The sequence below is a fragment of the Paracoccus spongiarum genome (assembly GCF_030732095.1).
Taxonomy (GTDB): domain Bacteria; phylum Pseudomonadota; class Alphaproteobacteria; order Rhodobacterales; family Rhodobacteraceae; genus Paracoccus; species Paracoccus spongiarum.
The window spans coordinates 157,565-175,896 of record NZ_JAVAMQ010000005.1 but is presented as its reverse complement, the minus strand read 5'-3'; the positions used below and the strand labels follow the sequence as shown (position 1 = coordinate 175,896).

The window sequence follows — 18,332 nt, the reverse complement described above, 5'->3', positions numbered from 1 at the left end:
AAGTTTTGTATGACCATATGGCAGGAAAACTTAAGGCAAGGTTAAATTTTCACGCCGGCAATGCCGGATTCAGGCCAAGTGCGGCGCGCGCGTCCATGGCGATGCGCGCCAGTGGCCAGCGCACCATCACCACGGCGCCCGGCCCGCCATTCTGAAAGGCAAGCCGCGCGCCCGAGCGTTCCAGAAGCGTCTTGGCGATGAACAGACCCAGCCCCATCCCCTCATAGGTGCCGCGTTCGGCCGGGTGCTTGCGGCTGGTCAGGTAGGGATCGCCGATCCGCGCCAGCAGGGCGGGGGGATAGCCCGGCCCGTCGTCGCGGATGGTCACGATCAGCTGATCGCCGACGGCATGGCCTTCGATGACGACGCGGCTTTGGGCGAAATCGACGGCGTTCTGGATCAGGTTGCGCAGCGCGTGGATGATCGCCGGGTCGCGGCGGATGTCGGGCCCTTCGGCAAGGATCTCGACCACCGGCCCGCGATCGGCATGGGGCTGAGCGGCATCCTCCAGAACGGCGCGCAGGGGGGCGGCATGCAGATGCAGGTCGTCCTTTCCGGCCCGCCCCATGCCGCGGAGGATCGCAGCGCAGCGATCGGCCGATTCGCGCAGGCTGATCGCGTCCTGCCGCAGGTCCGGGCGGTCGTCCAGCTCGTCCGCCAGCTCTCCGGCGATCAGCTTGATGGTGGCAAGGGGGGTGCCCATCTCATGCGCGGCGGCGGCCACGACGCCGCCCAGATGCTGCAGCCGCTGTTCGCGCGACAGCGCCATCTGGGTGGCGAACAGCGCGTTCGAGGTGGCCGCCAGTTCGGCCGTGACGCGGTGCGCATAGCCGGCAAAGAAGGCCACCCCGATCACCAGCGCCACCCAGTGCCCCAGCGCCAGCAGCGGCTCCAGCCGCATCTGCGTGCCGGTCGCGTCGCGAAGCGGCACCGCCAGCAGCGCCGCAAGCGAGATCATGGTGATGGTGCCCAGTCCCAGGGCGATGGTCTGGCGTGCGTTCAGCGTGGTGGCCGCGACCGTCACTGGCGCGAGGATCAGCAGCGCGAAGGGGTTCGACAGGCCGCCGGTCAGCAGCGTCAGCGCCGAGATCTGCACCAGGTCAAAGGCCAGCTGGCCGATTGCGCGGCGTGGCGATGTGCGATGCGGGGGGTTGAGGAACAGCCACAGGTTCATCGCCAGCGCGGCGGCGATCAGCGCGAGCACGGGGCCCTTGGGAAAGCCGATGCCCATGGTCCAGGCGACGATCACCGCAGCCATCTGGCCGGCGATCGACACCCAGCGCAACTGCACCAGCGTCCGCATGCGGATCGGCTCGGGCGGCGCGGTGAGGCCGGGATGCGGGGCCAGGCCCTCGGAATCGCTGGGGTGTTGGGCGGGCTGCGACATCGCATGCCTTGATACCCGCCGCCTGATCGGCGATCAATGCGCGCGTTTGCACTGCCGGAGGAACTGACATGGCTGACCGAAAGCTTCTGTTCGCCGGAACGGCCCTTGCCCTGATCGGGCTGGTGGCGGGGGGGCTGTACCTGTCGCAGTCCCCGGCGTCCGACGGCTTTGCGCAGTGCCGCTCGGGCGCGGTGGCGGGCGGGCTGGAGGCGTTCGGCACCGATTTCACCCTGACGCGGCAGGATGGCCGGCGCGTCACCGCGGACGAGGTGTTTGCGCGTCCGTCGCTGCTGTATTTCGGCTATACCTTCTGCCCGGATGTCTGCCCGCTGGACAATGCCCGCAACGCCGAGGCGCAGGCCCTGCTGGCCGAACGCGGCGAGGATGTGCAGATGGTCTTCATCACCGTGGACCCGAAGCGCGACACGCCCGAGACGCTTGCCGAATTCACCGCGATGATGTCGGCCGACATGGTCGGGCTGACCGGCAGCGAGGCCGAGATCGCGGCGGTGAACAAGGGCTGGCGCAACTACTACAAGGCCAATGATGCCGAGGGTGACGACTACTATCTGGTCGACCACATGACCAACACCTATCTGGTCCTGCCGGGCAGCGTGACCGCAGAATACTATCCGCGGAACACCAGCCCGGATGCCATGGCCGACAGCGTCGCCTGCTATCTCGACGCGGCGGGGTGAGGATGCGGTTGCGCCAGCCCTTGTTCACCGCCGCGCAATGTCCCCCGACAGGGCGGGTGTCGGCTTTCAAAGGAGGAATGCGATGACCGGGCAGACGGATCTCCAGATCGGCGCGGACGCCTCGCTGCTGCTGGTGGATGATGACGAGACCTTCCTGATGCGCCTTGCCCGCGCGATGGAGAAGCGCGGCTTCCAGACCCGCACCGCGCTGAGCGTGGCCGAGGCGATGCGCCTGATCGCCGACCAGCCGCCCGCCTACGCCGTCATCGACCTGCGGCTCGAGGATGGCAACGGGCTGGACGTGGTCGAGGCGCTGCGCGATTCGCGCGAGGACGCGCGGATCATCGTGCTGACCGGCTATGGCGCGATCGCGACAGCCGTTGCGGCGGTGAAGATGGGCGCGACCGACTATCTGGCCAAGCCCGCGGACGCCAATGACGTCACCTCGGCGCTGCTGGCGACCGGCGACTTGCTGCCGCCGCCGCCGGAAAACCCGATGTCGGCGGATCGGGTCAGATGGGAACATATTCAACGGGTTTACGAGCAGTGCGACCGTAATGTCAGCGAAACCGCGCGGCGCCTGCATATGCATCGCAGGACGCTTCAGCGAATTCTTGCCAAACGCGGTCCGCGCTAGGCTTTCGCATAAACGGCTTGAAACTTTTGGCGGCTAATATAGATTTGTTACATCCATGTTGGCGGACAAAAAGCAATGAACATCGACTTTGATAAGATGACCCTAAAGGAAATGCGGGATTTGCGGGCGAAACTGGACCGGGCGATCAATTCCTATGAGGATCGCAAGCGGCGCGAGGCGCTCAATGCGATCGAGGAAGCCGCGCGCGTCCATGGCTTCAATCTTGCCGATCTGACCGGCGGCAAGCCGCGGCGCGTCGGGACCGTGCCGCCGAAATACGCCAATCCCGACGATCCGACGATGACTTGGACCGGGCGCGGACGCAAGCCGCGTTGGGTGCAGGAAAATCTGGAAGAGGGCAAGCAGCTTGAAGATCTGCTGATCTGAATACCCGTCGGGCGGGCCGTGGTTCCGGCCCTTCCGAATTTATTAATATGCCTTAATTTCGGCCGTCGATCAGCGCGATCAATTCGGCAAATCGGTCAAGAAACGCGGCGCGAACTTCCCGCGGTGCGCGCAGCGCGATTTCCAGCCCCGAGATCAGGTCCGCGTCCTGCAGCGGAAAAAGCCGGGTTGCCTCGCTCATGCTGAACCCCGCGATCTGCACCGCCTCGAGCCGCGCCGACACGCGATCTGCCAGCTTGATGCGTTTCTTGATCGGCGCGGGCAGGGCGGCGGGAAGGCCGAAACGGCGATGCACCGCTGCGGAAATGCGTTCGTCCATCGCGCCATATTCGTGGCCAAGTGCCGATTTGACCGGCGAGATCATGTCCCCGATCACATATTCCGGCGCGTCATGCAGCAGCGCGGCCAGCCGCCAGGACGGGGCAATCCCCTCGTTCTGGCGGGTGAAGATCGTCTCGACCAGCAGGGAATGTTCGGCCACGGAATAGGGCCAGTCGCCGCGCGTCTGGCCGTTCCAGCGCGCAACGAAGGCAAGCCCGTGGGCGATGTCCTCGATCTCTATGTCGAAGGGCGTCGGGTCAAGCAGGTCGAGGCGACGGCCCGACAGCATCCGCTGCCAGGCGCGGGGCGGGCGGCGCGGCGGCATCGCGGGCCGTCCGGGCCGTCAGGACAGCTTCTGATCCGCAGGCGCCTGCGCCTGTGCGCGACGCGCCAGTTCCTGACGGTAAAGCGCCACGAAATCGACCGGATCCATGTTGAAGGGCGGGAAGCCGCCGTCGCGGGTCAGGTCAGAGATGATCCGCCGCACGAAGGGAAACAGCATCCGCGGGCATTCGATCATCAGGAAGGGGTGCAGCTGCTCGTCCGGCACGCCCTCGATGTGGAAGACCCCGCCGTAATCCAGCTCGGCCAGGAACATCGTCTGGCCGTCGGCCTTGTTGGTCGAGGTGACGCGGAACTTCGAGATGATCTCGTATTGATGCTCGCTGCCGCGCTTGCGGGCATCGAGGCTGACCTGCACCGTCATCTCGGGCTGCACGTCGCCCTGCGGCGCGCCCTTGGTCGCGACCGCGTTCTCGAAGGACAGGTCGCGGATATACTGCGCCAGGATCTGCATCCGCACGGCGGGTTGCGCGGCGGCCTCGCCGTTGGGGGTGGTCTCGTCTGCCATGTCTCTACCTCGCGGGTTCGGCTTTGGCGCCGCTTCTATCAGCAGCACGACCCGGCCTCAATGGCGCGTCCAGCCCGAGCCACCGGCGCGCGGCGCCGAAGACTGATCCGCCACATCGGGGTCGGCCATGTCGGGCGGGCGCCGGGTCGCGCCGTGCGGGGCTGGATCGTCCTCGACGACGTAGTCGCCGTCGATCACGCCCTCGCCATAGGGTGGCCGGTGCGGATCGCGGCGCATCCCCGACGCGCTCATCTGCACGCGGGTGATGCGGATGCGCCGCGCCAGATGACGCATGACCGCGTCGCGCACCGCCGGGATCAGCAGCAACAGCCCCATCGTGTCGGTAAAGAACCCCGGCGTCAGCAGCAGCATCCCCGCCACCAGGATCATCACCCCATGCGCCAGCGGCCGCGTCGGGTCGCGCAGCTCGTTGAAGCTGGACTGGACCTCGGCCCAAGCATGGGCGCCCTGGCTGCGCATCAGCGCGGTGCCCACCAGCGCCGTCAGGATCACGATGGCAAGTGTCGGCCAAAGCCCGATCCATCCGCCGACCTGAATGAACAGGGCGATCTCGATGATGGGCACCGCCACGAATACCCAGAAAAGCCACATGCGATCTTCCTTCCTGCCGGTCCGCAAACTGGACTTGCCCCGGCCCCATCCCTACATAGGAAACAACGAAGTCGATACCAACAGACCTGTCACAATCGAGGCCGAGACGATGTCCAACCCGCTGATCCAGTTGCTTGTGCTGGCCGCGATCGCGATCTTCCTGATCCTGCGCCTGCGCAACGTCCTAGGCACGCGCGACGGGTTCGAGCCGCCCAAGGTCGAAAGCGCCGATCCGCAACGCCGCCGCTTCGAGGTGATCGAAGGGACGGCCGAGGAGGTCGATCACGACATCGTCGATCTGGTCGATGCCGCAAGCCCCGCCGCCGCCGCGCTGGCGCAGATGAAGCGGGCCGAACCCTCCTTCGGCGTGCAGGATTTCCTGGGCGGCGCCAAGCAGGCCTACGAGATGATCCTGATGGCGTTCGAACGGGGCGATCTGTCCGAGGTGCGCCCCTTCCTCGCCGAACCCGTGGCCGAGGCGTTCCGCAGCGTGATCGACGCCCGCGCGGCGCAGGGCCAGACCGTCGAGGCGCAGTTTCTGGGCATCCGCGAGACGACCCTGACCGGGGCCGAATTCGACCCGCAGACCGGCATGGCCGAGATTTCGGTGCGCTTCGTCGCCGAGATGATCGCCGCGACCCGCGACGCCTCGGGCAATGTCGTCGAGGGCGATCCCAAGGCGGCCCGCAAGCAGCGCGACGTGTGGACCTTCGCGCGGCCGATGGGTCAGGACGATCCGAACTGGCAGCTGGTCGCGACCGGCTGATGGGCCGGCGCCGGAGGGGCCTCACCCCCGAGGAACAGGACCTGTGGTCGCATGTGGCCCGCAGCGCCACACCCCTTGTGGCGCCCGCAGCCCCGCATCGCCCGCCGCAGGCGGATCCCGCCCCGGGCCCGCGCCCTGCCGCCGACGCGGCCCCGCCGGCGGCCTGGCCGCGCTTCCGGGTGGGCGAGACCGCTCCCGCACCCGGTCCGCTGGTCAGCCGCGCGCCCGGCCCGGCCGAGCGTCTCGCGACCGCGCCTCGGCGCATGGACAGCAAGCTGCATCGCCGCATGACGCAGGGCAAGCTGCGGCCTCAGGCGCGGCTTGACCTGCACGGCATGACGCTGGCCGAGGCCCATCCCGAACTGATCCGCTTCGTGCTGTCCTGCCATGCACGCGGCGACCGGCTGGTGCTGGTGATCACCGGCAAGGGTCGCGGCGACCACGGACCGCTGCCGACGCGCCCGGGCGCGCTGCGCCACCAGGTGCCCCACTGGCTTCACGCCGCGCCGCTGGCAGCGGCCGTCCAGCAGGTTGCGCCCGCCCATTTCCGCCACGGCGGCGACGGCGCCTATTATATCTATCTGCGGCGGCCCGCAGGACAGTGACGTCCGGCGGGCCGCGCGACGCTCAGCGCGAATAATTCGCCTTCGGCCCGGCGAAATACCAGATGATCAGGCCAAGCACCGGCAGGATGGCGATCAGCGCGATCCACAGGATCTTGGTCCCGGTCGATTCGCGCGTGTTGATGACCGAGGCGATCGCCCAGACATCCAGCGCGAAGATGATGATGCCGAAGATGTATTCCATGACCGCTTCCCTTTGCTGAACCGGGGGCCAACCCCCCACGGCGCCCTCGGGTTCCCCGCCCGGCTACAGGACGTATCGCGACAGATCGGCCGAGCGCGCCAGATCCCCCAGATACCGCTCGACATAGGCGCCATCGACACTGACCGACTGGCCCTGCTGGTCGGGCGCGGTGAAGGACAGCTCCTCGAAGACCCGCTCGATGACCGTGTAAAGCCGCCGCGCGCCGATATTCTCGACCGAGGCATTCACCTCGGCCGCAATCCGCGCCAGCGCGGCGATCCCGTCATCGGTGAAGCTCACATCAACGCCCTCGGTCGCCATCAGCGCGGTGTATTGCCGGGTCAGCGCGTTGTCTGTCTCGGTCAGGATGCGAATGAAATCCGCCTCGGTCAGCGCCCGCAACTCGACCCGGATCGGCAGCCGGCCCTGAAGCTCGGGCAGAAGATCGCTCGGCTTGGCGACGTGAAAGGCGCCCGAGGCGATGAACAGGATGTGGTCTGTCCTGACCGCGCCGTATTTGGTGCTGACGGTCGTGCCCTCGATCAACGGCAGCAGGTCGCGCTGCACCCCTTCGCGGCTGACATCGCCCCCGCGCGCCTCGGCGCGGGCGCAGACCTTGTCGATCTCGTCGATGAAGACGATGCCGTTCTGCTGCACCGAGTCCAGCGCGGCCGCCTTCACGGCATCATCATCCAGAAGCTTGTCGGCCTCCTCGGCGATCAGCAGCTCATAGCTTTCCGCCACGCTCACCTTGCGGCGCACCCGGCGCCCGCCAAAGGCCTTCATCAGCCCCGACAGGTCCATCATGCCGCCCAGGCTGGCGCCTGGCTGGCCGGAAATCTCCATCCCGCCCAGAGGGTTCGAGTGATCCTGCATCTCCAGCTCGATCACCGTGGCGTCCAGCTCGCCCCGCTTCAGCTTGTCGCGGAACATCTGCCGCGTGGCCTCGCGCGCGCCCTCGCCGGCCAGCGCCTCGACGACTCGCTCCTCGGCGGCCCTGTGGGCGCGGGCCTTCACCTCCTCGCGCATGCGCTGCCGGGTGTCTATCACCGCCGCGTCGACCAGGTCGCGGATGATCTGCTCGACATCGCGGCCGACATAGCCGACCTCGGTGAACTTGGTCGCCTCGACCTTGATGAAGGGCGCATTGGCCAGCCGCGCCAGCCTCCGGCTGATCTCGGTCTTGCCGACACCGGTCGGCCCGATCATCAGGATGTTCTTGGGATAGACCTCGTCGCGCAGGTCGTCATCCAGCCGCTTGCGCCGCCACCGGTTGCGCAGCGCCACGGCCACCGACCGCTTGGCGTCCTTCTGCCCGATGATGAAGCGGTCGAGTTCCGAAACGATCTCGCGCGGTGTCAGGTCGGTCATGCCTCTGCCTCCTGGCCATCTTCTGTGTTGAAATATCCCGGGGGTGAGGCCCGACACGGGCCGAGGGGGCGGCGCCCCCTCACCCCTCCAGCGTCTCGACCGTCAGGTTGCCGTTGGTATAGACGCAGATCTCGGCGGCGATGGCCATGGCCTTGCGGGCGACCGCCTCGGCCTCCAGCCCGGTTTCCAGCAGCCCCCGCGCCGCGGCCAGCGCGAAATTGCCGCCCGATCCGATCGCCGCCACGTCATGCTCGGGCTCCAGCACGTCGCCGGCGCCGGTCACCACATAGATCTGCGCGCCATCGGTGACGATCAGCATCGCCTCCAGATTGCGCAGATACTTGTCGGTGCGCCAGTCCTTGGCCAGTTCGACGCAGGCGCGCTGCAGCTGCCCCGGCGCGGCCTCCAGCTTCTTTTCCAGCCGCTCCAGCAGCGTGAAGGCATCCGCGGTCGAGCCGGCGAAGCCCACCACCACGTCGCGCCCGCCCGGCGACAGGCGGCGCACCTTGCGGGCGCTGCCCTTCATCACCGTCGGGCCGACGCTGACCTGGCCATCGCCCGCGACCACGACCTTGCCGCCACGCCGCACCGCCAGGATGGTCGTGCCATGCCAGCCGGGAAATCTGTCATCCGCCATCTCGGGCCTCCGTTCTCCGGGCTGAGATATGAAGGCCGCGGCCCCGGTGCAAGCCGTTGAACACGGCTTCCTGCCGCCCTAGCCTCCGCGCATGAGCCAGCCCCGCATCCTGCGCATCTACCTGCACCCGCCGACCCTCGCGCTGGCGCGGGCCGGCAAGCTGGGCTTCATTGCCCGGCTGCGGACCATCCTCGAGGACCGCGGCTGGCAGGTCGGGATCGAGAGGTCTGGCCCCGCAGCCCGCGCCGCGGCGCCCGACCGGCCCGGCTACGCGCTTTTTCACATGGAAAAGCCGACACATGACCGGGCGCTGACCTTCCGGCTGGCCTATCATTACCCCTTCTGGCGGCTCGAGCCCATGGCCGAGCGCTGGCGGTGGCCGGTGGCGCTGGCGCCCTTCGCTCCCGACGGGGTCGATGCCGCCGAGGCCCGCGATTTCGCGGCGCGACTTGCCGCCCGGGTCCTGCCAGGACCGCCGCCCCGGCGCGGCGATCATGTGCTGGTGCCGTTGCAGGGCCGGATCCGGCAGCAGAGATCCTTCCAATGCGCCGCGCCGCTGGCGATGCTGGCCGCGGTCGCGCGCGGCGGCCGGCCCTGCATCGCCACCCTGCACCCCAGAGAGACCTATGATCCCGCCGATCTTGCCGCCCTCGGCGACCTTGCGGCACGCCACCCCAACCTGCGGATCGGCGGCGACACGCAGGCCCTGCTGCGCGATTGCGCCTTCGTGGTCACGCAGAACAGCGCGGTGGCCTTCGACGGCTACCTGCTGGACAAGCCCGCAGTGCTGTTCGCGCAGGCCGATTTCCACCACATCGCGCTGAACGCCGCGCAGCTTGGTCCGACGGAGGCGCTGGTGCGCGCCGCAACCCATCGCCCCCCCTTCGAGGCCTACCTGTTCTGGTTCCTGCGCCGGACCAGCCTCGACATGATGGCGCCCGATGCCGATGCAAGGCTGGTGGCGGCGATGCGAAAAGGCGGCTGGCCCGTCTGAACCGCCGCCTCGCGCGCCTGTCGTCCGGCTCCGGTCTCAGACCGATTCGTCGATCCAGCTTTTCAGCGCGGCCTTGGGCGCGGCGCCCATGCGGTTCGACACGACCTCGCCATCCTTGAACATGAACAGCGCCGGGATGCCGCGCACGCCCAGCGCCGCCGCCTGCTCGGGGTTCTCGTCCACATTGACCTTCACGATCTTCAGCCGGCCTTCGTATTCGGTCGCCAACTCTTCCAGCGCGGGGCCGATCTGCTTGCAGGGACCGCACCATTCGGCCCAGAAATCCACCACCACGGGGGTGTCTGCCTGACGCACTTCGGCGTCGAACTCGCTGTCATTGACATGCACGGTTGCCATGCTGATCGCTCCTTGGATGGCGGGGCCGGTCATGCCGGCGGGACGGGGTTCCCTCCACAGCTATGAACGCGCGGGGCCGGGGTCAAGGGCGCTTGGGACGACGCCGGCGGCCGCAGCCATCGCCGCATCCAGCAGCGCATCGGGGATCGGCATGAGGCCGGGGGCCGCAGTCCACAGGATCGCGGCCTCGACCGGGCGCCCCGGCCAGATCAGCCGCAGCGCCGCGCGATAGGCCGCCATCTGCCGCAGGATGCCCTGCGGGATGGCTTGCGGCGCGTCGGGGATCACGCTGTTCGACTTGAAGTCGATGGCCAGCACCCGGTCGTCGGCGACGATCAGCCGGTCGATGGTGCCGTGCAGCACGCCAAGGCCCGGCAGGGGTGCGGTCAGCGCCACCTCGCGCAGGATGCTGGCCGCGGGATCGGGCTGCATGACATGGGCCAGGTCGGGGGCGGTGATCACCGCCCGGGCCTCGTCCAGCAGGGCGGCCAGGTCCGCAGCGTCGGGCAGGCCACCCTCGGCACCGGCCAGCGCGGCGCGCGCCAGGTCGGGCCAGCCGGCCTCGGGCGAGCCGGGCAGCTGTTCCAGCAGCAGGTGCAGCCGCGTGCCGCGCAGCATCGCGGCGACCGGGTCCGCATCCTCGGTCGGCGCGCCCAGCACCTTGGCGCCGCCCAGCATGGTCGCCGCGACGGGCTGCGGCGGCACGGCCATCGCCGCCGCGGGGCGGTCGGCCCAGCCGGGCAGCACCACCGCCGCCTCGGGGGCATGTTCCACCAGCGCGGCCGCGGCCTCGGGCCATGCGCCGGAGGACAGCCGCTGCGCCGTGCCGACGCCCTCGATCTCGACCGGGGCGCGGTCCAGCGCGGCGCGGCCGGCACCCTCGGCGATCATCGCGTGCCAGCTGTCCAGCCCGGTGCCGGCCTCGCCCGCCGCGGCGACGATCAGCCAGCTTTCGGCCCGCGTCATCGCCACATACAGCAGACGGCGCCGTTCCTCCTCTTGCCGTCTGGCCTGATCGGCGACGGCCGCCGCGACCGCCTCGGGGCGGGTGGCAGCGCTTCCGCGCCAGAAGGGGCGATCGTCCAGCCGCACCGTCCGCGCGCGGTTGTCGGTCTGTCGCTTGCGGGTTTCGGGAAGGATCACCACCGGGCTTTCCAGCCCTTTGGCGCCATGCACGGTCATCACCCGGATCAGCCCTCCGGCGCCGCCGGGCATCTGCCGCTTGACCTCGACCGCGCCATCGCCCAGCCAGACGAGAAAGCCGGTCAGCGACGGCGTCTCGACGCCCTCATAGGCCAGCGCCTGCGACAAGAGCTCGTCGATGCCATCCTCGGCCTCGGGACCCAGCCGCGCCAGCAGCGCGTGCCGTCCGCCATGCCGGGTCAGCAGCCGCGCGATCAGGTCATAGGGGCGCAGCCGGTCGGCCTCGGCCATCAGGTCCTCGATCACCGCCCGCGCGGCCTGGTGCGTCGAGTCGCGCAGCTGCTGGAAGAGGAAGCGATGTCCACGCTCCGCCGCCAGCCTGTACAGCTCATCCTCGCTCAGCCCGAACAGCGGCGAGCGCAGCGCCGCGGCCAGCGACAGGTCGTCCTCGGGCGTGGCCACCACGCCCAGCGTCGCGACGATGTCGCGGACCGCCAGTTCGGCGGCCAGCTTCAGCCGGTCGGCGCCCGCGACCGGCAGCCCCGCCGCCTTGATCTCGCGCAGCAGTTCCTGGAACAGATCGGCGCGGCGCTGGACGAGGATCTGGATATCGCCCGCCGCCAGCGGCCGGACCTCGCCGGTCTTGGCGTCAAGGATCGGCGTGCCGATCATGGCCCTGATCTGCGCCGCGATGGCGCGCGCCAGCACGGTGTCGGCGGCGTTCTCGGCCGGGGCATCGACCGGCGCGGTCCAGTCGCCGTCATCGGGCTTGGCGGCCGGCGGCAGGGCCGGCCAGATGTCCACCCGGCCGGGCAGGCTGTCGCGAAAGGCGACATGCCGCGGCGGCACGCCCAGCCCCGCGGCAGCCTCGCCCTGAAAGACCGCATCGACCAGCGACAGGATCGCCGGTGACGAGCGGAAGCTGTGGCGCAGGTCGCGCTGCTGCATCGGCCGAAGCGCGGCGGCGAAATCGGCGTCGAAACGGTCGCGCAACGCCTCGAACACGGCGATGTCGGCGCCCTGGAAGGAATAGATCGACTGCTTGGGATCGCCGACCACGAACAGCGTTCGGGGGTGCGCGCTGGCGCCCGCGCCGCTGGTGAACTCGGCGGTGAGGCTGCGGATCACCTGCCACTGGCCCGGGCTGGTGTCCTGCGCTTCGTCCACGAGGATGTGGTCGATGCCGCCATCCAGCCGCCACAGCACCCATTGCGCCATGCCCGCCGAGGACAGCAGCCGGGCGCTGCGGCGGATCAGGTCGTCGAAATCCAGCCAGCCATGCGCGGCCTTGCGTTCGGCCAGACGCGACATGAAGGCATGGCCGAACCGGTGCAGCGCCAGCGTGCGCGCCGCGCAGTCCAGCGCGATCAGCGCCGGCCGCGCGGCCTCGACCCGCAGCATCAGCGCCTCGAAATCAGCCATGCAGGGCGCGCAGGGCCCGATCTGCAGCGCCTTGGTAGGCAGCTTGCCGATCTTGGCCGCGAAGGGGATCTTGGCGCCCGATCCGGTCAGCACCGCGCCGCACAGCCGATGCAGGTCTGCAAGGCCGGGCGCCTGCCAGTCCACCTGCGCCAGCGTCGCGCCCAGCTTGGCGTCGGTGGCGCCGCCGGCGGCCAGACGGGGGATCATCGCCGCGGCCAGGTCGCCCTCGCCGCCCAGAAAGACCTGCGCCAGCAGCGCATCGCCATCCAGCCCCGCCGGCAGCCCAAGCGCCGCGCAGATCGCGGCAGGATCGGCCGGCGTCTCGAAATCGGACTCGGACAGCGCCGCAAGAAATCCGTTCAGATCGTCGCCGCCATGCAGCGCGGTCAGGTCGCGCATCGCCGGGTCGCCGGCCTCGGCCATGTCCTCGACGATCTCCAGCCGCAGGGCGCGGGCGCTGCGGTCGTCCAGCTCGGTAAAGCCCATCGGCACCCCGGCCTCCAGCGGAAAGCGCCGCAGCAGCGCCGCGCAGAAGCTGTGGATGGTCTGAACCTTCAGCCCGCCCGGCGTCTCGATGGCGCGGGCGAACAGCCGCCGTGCCTCGGCCAGGTCGGCGTCCTCGGCCTCGCCCAGCTCGGCCAGCGCCCGGCGCAGATCGGGCTCGGGCTTCATCGCCCATTCGCCCAGCCGGCGCAGCAGGCGGTTCTGCATCTCGGTCGCGGCGGCCTTGGTATAGGTCAGGCACAGGATGCGTTCGGGCGCGCAGCCGGACAGCAGAAGCCGCGCCACCCGGTCGGTCAGCACCCGGGTCTTGCCCGATCCGGCATTCGCGGTCAGCCAGGTCGAGCGGGAAGGATCGGCGGCGGCGATCTGGTTTCGGGTGGCCTCATCCATCCTGTCCGACCCTTTCCGGTTGCGCGGGCGTGGCGCGCGACCATTCGCCGAACCGCGCCAGATGGTCGTAATCCCCCGCATGGCCGGTCGTCAGCGGCGCGCGCTTGGCGGTGAAGCCCGCGGTTCCGGTCAGGTAGGCGGCGATCAGCCGCCGCAGCCCGTCCCAGCTGTCGGTCTCGAGCTGCAGATCGTGATGGCGGTCATGGGTGGCACCCTCGCCGCCCAGCTGGATATAGCGGATGCCGGCCACGTCGACCGGGCCAAGCGCGTCGAAGCCGCCGCGCCGCGCCATCGCCGCCTCTAGGATCAGCTGCTTGTCGAAGCTGGCGATCTGCGCGTCGGTCGGCGGGTTTCCGGACTTGTAGTCATAGATCATCGCCCGGCCGTCGCCCAGAAGGTCGATCCGGTCGGGCCGCGCGGTCAGCCGGAAGTCCAGACCGTCCAGCGCCACGATGCCGCGCCGTTCGACGACCTGCGGGCGGCCCTCGGCCAGCCGGGCAAGCTCGTCGGCGACGATCCGGTCGGCGATGGCCTCGATGCGCGCCAGCCAGAAGGCCCGCGTCGAGGGCCAGGGCACATCGGCCTCCAGCACCGCGCGGGTGATGTGCAGGAAGCTGTCGCGCAGATCGGCCGCGGGCGTGTCGGGGCCGGGGCGCGACAGCAGCAGCCGTTCGACGATGCGGTGCAGGGTCTGTCCGCGCAGCGCCGCATCGGGTTCGGGCCGCAGCGGGTTCAGCGGGCGCAGCCGCAGCACGCGCTTGGCATAGACCGCATAGGGATCGCGGATCAGCAGCGAGATGTCGGTGACAGGCAATTCGTCGAAGGGCGGCGCGGGCGGCACCGGCGAGGGACGCGGCGCGGCGGGCAGCGCCGCCACCGGCCGGGCCAGCGCCGCGGCCATCCGCAGCCATTCGCCGCCGCGCGCCTGCATCGCGCCCAGCGCCTGCGGGCCGTTGCGGTCGGGCAGGCCCGACAGCAGGTTCGTCAGCCGGTTCAGCCAGCGCGAGGGCACCGTCTCGGCCTCGGCATTGCGGCGGGCGCGGGTCAGCACGACGCGCGGCGCGGCGATGGCCTGCTGAAAGTCATGGGCCGCCAGGCCGATCTGGCGTTCGGGCAGGGTCAGGCCGGCCTGCAGCCGCATCTGCCGCGACAGCCAGGGATCGGGCGACAGCGCCTGCGGCCAGCCGCCCTCGTTCAGCCCCGACAGGATCACCAGCCCGTCGGCAACGGTCCGTGCCTCGCGCGGGCCGCGGATCTTCAGCAGCGGGTGGTGGTCGCGCTCGCTGCGATCGGCAAGCGCCTGCATCTCGGAGATCAGCAGCGCGGCCATGTCGCCGGGGCGCAGGTCGGGGCCTTCGCCGGCATGGGCGGCCAGATGGTCCATCACCGCAAGGGCCAGCTTGCCGGGTGTGCCGGACCAGATCTCGGAGGCCGCGACCTCGCCCGACGGGCCGCGCGCCAGATCCTCGGCCAGCGCCCGCAGGTCGGCCAGCCGCCCGGCGATGGGACGTGGCGCGCGATCTGCCTCGAAGTCCTTGACGCGATCGAGGATAGCCGCGATCCAGTCGGCCCAGCATTTGCGGGTCGCGTCGCCCGTGCTGCCCCAGTCGCGCAGCGTCCTGCCGTCGGGAAAGCTGGGGCCCCTGGCGCGCAGCCGCAGTTCCAGATCGCGCGCCTGCCGCCGCGCCTCGTTCGCGCCAACCGCCTGCGATCCCGAGCAGGTCACCCGATGCTTCAGCAGGATCAGCAGCCGGTCGATGGTCAGCGCCTCGCCGAACAGCGCCGCGACGTGGCGCAGGAACAGCCCCTGCGCGGTCAGCGACAGGCTGCGCCCGGCGCTGTCGTCGGCGCGCAGCTGCCATCGGTCCAGTGCTGCGTTCACGCGGCGGATCAGCGCGCTGTCGGCAGCAATCAGCGTGACGGGCTGCGCCTCCTCGACGGCGGCGCGCATGACAAGGGCGATCGCCTCGGCCTCGAGGCCGGGCTGGTCGGCCTCGATCAGGGTCAACCCCGCGCAGGCCCCGGTGAGGTCCGGCAGGCCCGGACCCTCGGCGATCCACTGGTCGGTGACTGGGGCGGGGCGCAGGGCCAGCGACACCAGCGCGTTCCGCGCGGGCACGGCCGGGGTTGCATCGGTCCAGGGCCGGGGATGGCCCGCCGCGCGGATCAGCGGGGCAAAGCGGGCCTGCGGATGATCGTCGCCGCCGCCGCCCTCCAGCCCCGCCCAGACGGCCTCGGGCTGGCCGCCGTCGAAGCCCGGCAGGACGACCGCGCCGTTGGGCAGGCCCGTCACCGCCTGCATGAACAGCCGCGTCGCCCCATGCGAGCCGGTCGAGCCGACCACGATCACCGGGTCCCCGGGCAGGTTGCGCCCCGCCGCCCAGTCGGCCATCGCGGCCTCGGCGGCGGCACGCTGGCGGGCGGCGCGGTCGATGGCGGGGCCGGTCAGGTGGAAGCCGGCCGCGATGCGCAGGAATTCCAGCGCGGTCTGCCAGTGGCGGGCGTGGTCGCCCGTGTCGATGGCGTCCAGCGCCTCGGGCGGGCGTCCCTCGCTTTGCATTTCGGTCATCAGGTCGGTCAGCGACTGCGCCAGCGCGGGCACCGAATGGCCGGCGGCCAGATCCGGGCGCGTCTGCAGCAGCCGGTCGATCAGCCGGGCCAGTTGCAGCCTGCGCGCCAGCGGCGGCGCCAGGGGTCCGCCCAGTGCGGCCGTCCCGGCGCCCAGGTCGGGGATCGCCCGCAGTGTCGGCAGCAGCATCGGCCCGTGCCGGTCGAAGGCTGCCGAGAGGGCCGCCAGCGTGCGGGCGGAATTGGCGTGGATGGTGATGCGCGCCATGGCCTCGGGCGGCTGGTCCGCCATCCGCGCCACCAGACCCCGCACGAACTCGGCGGCGAAATCGACGCCGGGCGGCAGGGCGAACAGGCCGGGCTGCCACTCAGCCATGCGGCGCATCCTTGGCCAGCAGCGCCTCGGCCTGCGCGATCGCCTCGGGGCGGCCGACATCGCACCAGCCGCCGGCATGCAGGATGCCATGCGCGGTGCCGCGCGCGATCATCAGGTCCCATGCGCGGTTCAGCGAGAACACCGCCTCGCCGATCCCGGCCAGCAGGTCGGGGCGGATGATCTGCGCGCCGCCATAGACGACATCGCCGCGCCGGCTGATCCGCCCGGCATCATCCAGGGCGAAATCGCCCGGCCCGACCCGGGCGGTCGCCCGATCCCGTGGCACCAGCATCAGCAGCGCCTCCATGTCAGGGCGCCAGGCGGCGATCAGCGCGGCCAGCGGGTTCGGCCCGGTCCAGACGACATCGGGGTTCAGCGTCAGCACCGGACCCTGCCCCAGCAGCGGCAGCGCCCGGCGCAGCCCGCCGCCGGTGTCCAGAAGCAGGGCCGCCTCGTCGCTGATCGCCACCTCCTGCCCGGCCAGATGCGCGGCGATCCGGCAGCCCAGGTAGTGGCTGTTGACCACGATCCGCGCGACCCCCGCCTGCCGGCCCAGCGCCAGCGCCCGGTCCAGCAGGGTCTGGCCGCCGACCTCGATCAAGGGCTTGGGCAGGTGGTCGGTCAGCGGCCGCATCCGGGTGCCCAGACCGGCCGCGAAGATCATCAGGGGCGGGCGCATCGGCTGCGGATCCTTTCCAGCATGGCGGCATCGGGGGCGGGAAGGCCGGCCACGATCCGCGCCAGCGGCGCCAGCGCGGGATGCGACAGGTCGCGCATCAGATGCGCCCAGACGCGGGGCATGAAATCCAGATAGCGGGGTTTGCCGTCGCGCAGGCAGAGCCGCGCGAAGATGCCGATGATGCGCAGGTTGCGCTGTGCGCCCAGCAGCGCATAGGCGGCACGAAACCGCGCCGCGTCCAGCCCGGTCGCCGCCAGATAGCGGGCGATGCAGTCGGCCTCGATGCCGGGGGCGACATCGCGGCGCGCGTCTTGCAGCGCCGACACCAGATCATAGGCCGGGTGGCAGGCGACCGCGTCCTGATAGTCGATCAGGCCCAGCGGGGCGTCGCCGCGCCAGACCAGGTTCTCGGCGTGAAAGTCGCGCAGGCTGAGGACCGGCGCCGCGTCGGCTGCCAGATCGGCATGCAGCGCGGCGATGGCGGGTGCGATGGCCATGGCTTCGTCGGCGGGAATCCCGGCAGCTTGCGGATACCAGTCGGCGAACAGCCCGACCTGATCGGCCAGGGCCGGCCCGTCCAGCGGGGCGACGAAGCCCGGCAGCGGCTGGCGGTGCAGTTCGACCAGAAAATCGGTGATCCGGGCGTAGATCGCGGGGCCAAGCCGGGGCCGCGCCGCCAGCACCCGCGCCACCAGATCGTCGCCCAGATCCTGCACCAGCAGGAAGCCGGCGCCCTGATCCTCGGCCAGCAGGTCGGGGGCGCCGAAGCCATGGCCGCGAAGCCATCGCGTCATCTGGACGAACCGCGCGCAATCGCCCGAGGGATCGTCCATCAGCACCGCGCTGCCTTCGGCGCCGGTCAGCCGGAAATAGCGCCGGGCCGAGGCGTCCCCCGCCAGCGGCAGCACCCGCGCATCGCCCCATCCAGCACCGGCCACGAAGGCCGCGCGGGCGGCCGCGCGTTCGACCCCTGCACCGACAAGGGTGATCTCGCGCAGCGCCGGATCGTCCAGCGGGGCAAGGGCGATGGTCAGCGCCTCGCGGGGCAGGGCCGCCATCCGGTCGGGCCATTCGATCAGGCAGATGGCGCCGTCCAGTGCCTCTTCAAGGCCCAACTCGTCCAGTTCGCCCTGGTCGGACAGGCGATACAGGTCGGCGTGCCAGATCTCGGTGCCCATCGGGTCGTCATAGGTCTGGACAAGGGTAAAGGTGGGGCTGGGCACGTCCTCGGCCGCCTCGCCCTGTCGGGCGCGGATGAAGGCACGGGCGAAATGCGTCTTGCCGGCGCCGACCGGGCCATCCAGCAGGAACGCCTGACCCGGCCGCGCCGTGGCCGCCAGCATCCGCGCCAGGGCGGCGGTCATGTCCTCGTCGGCGGTGATGCGGGCTGTGGTCATGCCCCGCTTCT

General features: G+C 70.4%; 18 protein-coding genes. 6 read left to right on the top strand and 12 right to left on the bottom strand.

Going from position 1 to position 18,332, the window contains the following annotated elements; all coding sequences use genetic code 11:
* Positions 1-49: 49 nt before the first annotated feature.
* Positions 50-1,387, bottom strand: coding sequence for an ActS/PrrB/RegB family redox-sensitive histidine kinase (locus tag Q5Y72_RS07735; RefSeq protein WP_305962827.1), 1,338 nt, complete (start codon positions 1,385-1,387; stop codon positions 50-52).
* Between the two features lie 68 nt (positions 1,388-1,455).
* Here Q5Y72_RS07735 and Q5Y72_RS07730 point away from each other — a divergent pair, with 68 nt between their 5' ends.
* The 3 genes from Q5Y72_RS07730 (at position 1,456) to Q5Y72_RS07720 (ending at position 3,109) form a co-directional block, all read left to right on the top strand.
* Positions 1,456-2,085 (top strand): SCO family protein, encoded by a 630-nt coding sequence (locus Q5Y72_RS07730; protein WP_305962826.1) that lies wholly within the window; start codon positions 1,456-1,458, stop codon positions 2,083-2,085.
* 82 nt (positions 2,086-2,167) lie between these two features.
* Positions 2,168-2,722 (top strand): ActR/PrrA/RegA family redox response regulator transcription factor, encoded by a 555-nt coding sequence (locus Q5Y72_RS07725; RefSeq protein ID WP_305962825.1) that lies wholly within the window; start codon positions 2,168-2,170, stop codon positions 2,720-2,722.
* Between the two features lie 75 nt (positions 2,723-2,797).
* Complete coding sequence (locus tag Q5Y72_RS07720; RefSeq protein ID WP_305962824.1) at positions 2,798-3,109, top strand: H-NS histone family protein; 312 nt, start codon at positions 2,798-2,800, stop codon at positions 3,107-3,109.
* Positions 3,110-3,161: 52 nt separating this feature from the next.
* On the opposite strand, the gene Q5Y72_RS07715 is transcribed toward Q5Y72_RS07720, so the two are convergent.
* The 3 genes from Q5Y72_RS07715 to Q5Y72_RS07705 are packed head-to-tail and all read right to left on the bottom strand — an operon-like array spanning position 3,162 to position 4,910.
* Positions 3,162-3,773: an HD domain-containing protein gene (locus tag Q5Y72_RS07715; RefSeq protein ID WP_305962823.1), complete on the bottom strand. Its 612-nt coding sequence runs from the start codon at positions 3,771-3,773 to the stop codon at positions 3,162-3,164.
* An 18-nt stretch (positions 3,774-3,791) separates the two neighbouring features.
* Entirely contained in the window at positions 3,792-4,298 is a 507-nt protein-coding gene (gene secB / locus Q5Y72_RS07710) for a protein-export chaperone SecB (protein WP_305962822.1), read from the bottom strand.
* Between the two features lie 57 nt (positions 4,299-4,355).
* The gene (locus Q5Y72_RS07705) at positions 4,356-4,910 is read right to left on the bottom strand and encodes an FxsA family protein (protein ID WP_305962821.1); all 555 of its coding nucleotides are present in this window, start codon (positions 4,908-4,910) and stop codon (positions 4,356-4,358) included.
* 109 nt (positions 4,911-5,019) lie between these two features.
* On the opposite strand from Q5Y72_RS07705, the gene Q5Y72_RS07700 reads away from it, so the two are divergent.
* Together Q5Y72_RS07700 and Q5Y72_RS07695 are read left to right on the top strand one after the other, a co-directional pair.
* A complete protein-coding gene (locus tag Q5Y72_RS07700; protein WP_305962820.1) occupies positions 5,020-5,676 on the top strand; it encodes a Tim44/TimA family putative adaptor protein in 657 nt (218 codons plus the stop codon).
* Positions 5,676-6,281, top strand: coding sequence for a Smr/MutS family protein (locus Q5Y72_RS07695; protein WP_305962819.1), 606 nt, complete (start codon positions 5,676-5,678; stop codon positions 6,279-6,281). Before Q5Y72_RS07700 ends, Q5Y72_RS07695 begins: the two co-directional genes overlap by 1 nt.
* Positions 6,282-6,303: 22 nt before the next feature.
* Here the strand turns inward: Q5Y72_RS07695 and Q5Y72_RS07690 are convergent, their stop codons facing one another.
* The 3 genes from Q5Y72_RS07690 to hslV form a co-directional block, all read right to left on the bottom strand.
* Complete coding sequence (locus Q5Y72_RS07690) at positions 6,304-6,483, bottom strand: PLD nuclease N-terminal domain-containing protein (protein ID WP_305962818.1); 180 nt, start codon at positions 6,481-6,483, stop codon at positions 6,304-6,306.
* A gap of 63 nt (positions 6,484-6,546) precedes the next feature.
* Entirely contained in the window at positions 6,547-7,854 is a 1,308-nt protein-coding gene (gene hslU / locus Q5Y72_RS07685; protein ID WP_305962817.1) for an ATP-dependent protease ATPase subunit HslU, read from the bottom strand.
* A gap of 79 nt (positions 7,855-7,933) precedes the next feature.
* Positions 7,934-8,491, bottom strand: a complete 558-nt coding sequence (gene hslV / locus Q5Y72_RS07680; RefSeq protein ID WP_305962816.1) for an ATP-dependent protease subunit HslV — start codon at positions 8,489-8,491, stop codon at positions 7,934-7,936.
* Positions 8,492-8,582: 91 nt separating this feature from the next.
* Here hslV and Q5Y72_RS07675 point away from each other — a divergent pair, with 91 nt between their 5' ends.
* The gene (locus Q5Y72_RS07675) at positions 8,583-9,485 is read left to right on the top strand and encodes a hypothetical protein (protein WP_305962815.1); all 903 of its coding nucleotides are present in this window, start codon (positions 8,583-8,585) and stop codon (positions 9,483-9,485) included.
* 36 nt (positions 9,486-9,521) lie between these two features.
* On the opposite strand, the gene trxA is transcribed toward Q5Y72_RS07675, so the two are convergent.
* From trxA to tsaE, 5 genes are read right to left on the bottom strand one after another with little or no spacing between them, the layout of a single operon-like run.
* The gene (trxA, locus tag Q5Y72_RS07670) at positions 9,522-9,875 is read right to left on the bottom strand and encodes a thioredoxin (RefSeq protein WP_305962814.1); all 354 of its coding nucleotides are present in this window, start codon (positions 9,873-9,875) and stop codon (positions 9,522-9,524) included.
* Between the two features lie 27 nt (positions 9,876-9,902).
* Positions 9,903-13,301, bottom strand: a complete 3,399-nt coding sequence (gene addA / locus Q5Y72_RS07665; protein WP_305962813.1) for a double-strand break repair helicase AddA — start codon at positions 13,299-13,301, stop codon at positions 9,903-9,905.
* Complete coding sequence (gene addB, locus Q5Y72_RS07660) at positions 13,294-16,245, bottom strand: double-strand break repair protein AddB (RefSeq protein WP_305962812.1); 2,952 nt, start codon at positions 16,243-16,245, stop codon at positions 13,294-13,296. The genes addA and addB overlap by 8 nt, the downstream gene beginning before the upstream one ends.
* Positions 16,238-16,924 (bottom strand): nucleotidyltransferase family protein, encoded by a 687-nt coding sequence (locus tag Q5Y72_RS07655; protein WP_305962811.1) that lies wholly within the window; start codon positions 16,922-16,924, stop codon positions 16,238-16,240. The genes addB and Q5Y72_RS07655 overlap by 8 nt, the downstream gene beginning before the upstream one ends.
* The gene (gene tsaE, locus Q5Y72_RS07650; RefSeq protein ID WP_371930792.1) at positions 16,909-18,321 is read right to left on the bottom strand and encodes a tRNA (adenosine(37)-N6)-threonylcarbamoyltransferase complex ATPase subunit type 1 TsaE; all 1,413 of its coding nucleotides are present in this window, start codon (positions 18,319-18,321) and stop codon (positions 16,909-16,911) included. Before tsaE ends, Q5Y72_RS07655 begins: the two co-directional genes overlap by 16 nt.
* Positions 18,322-18,332 lie beyond the last annotated feature (11 nt).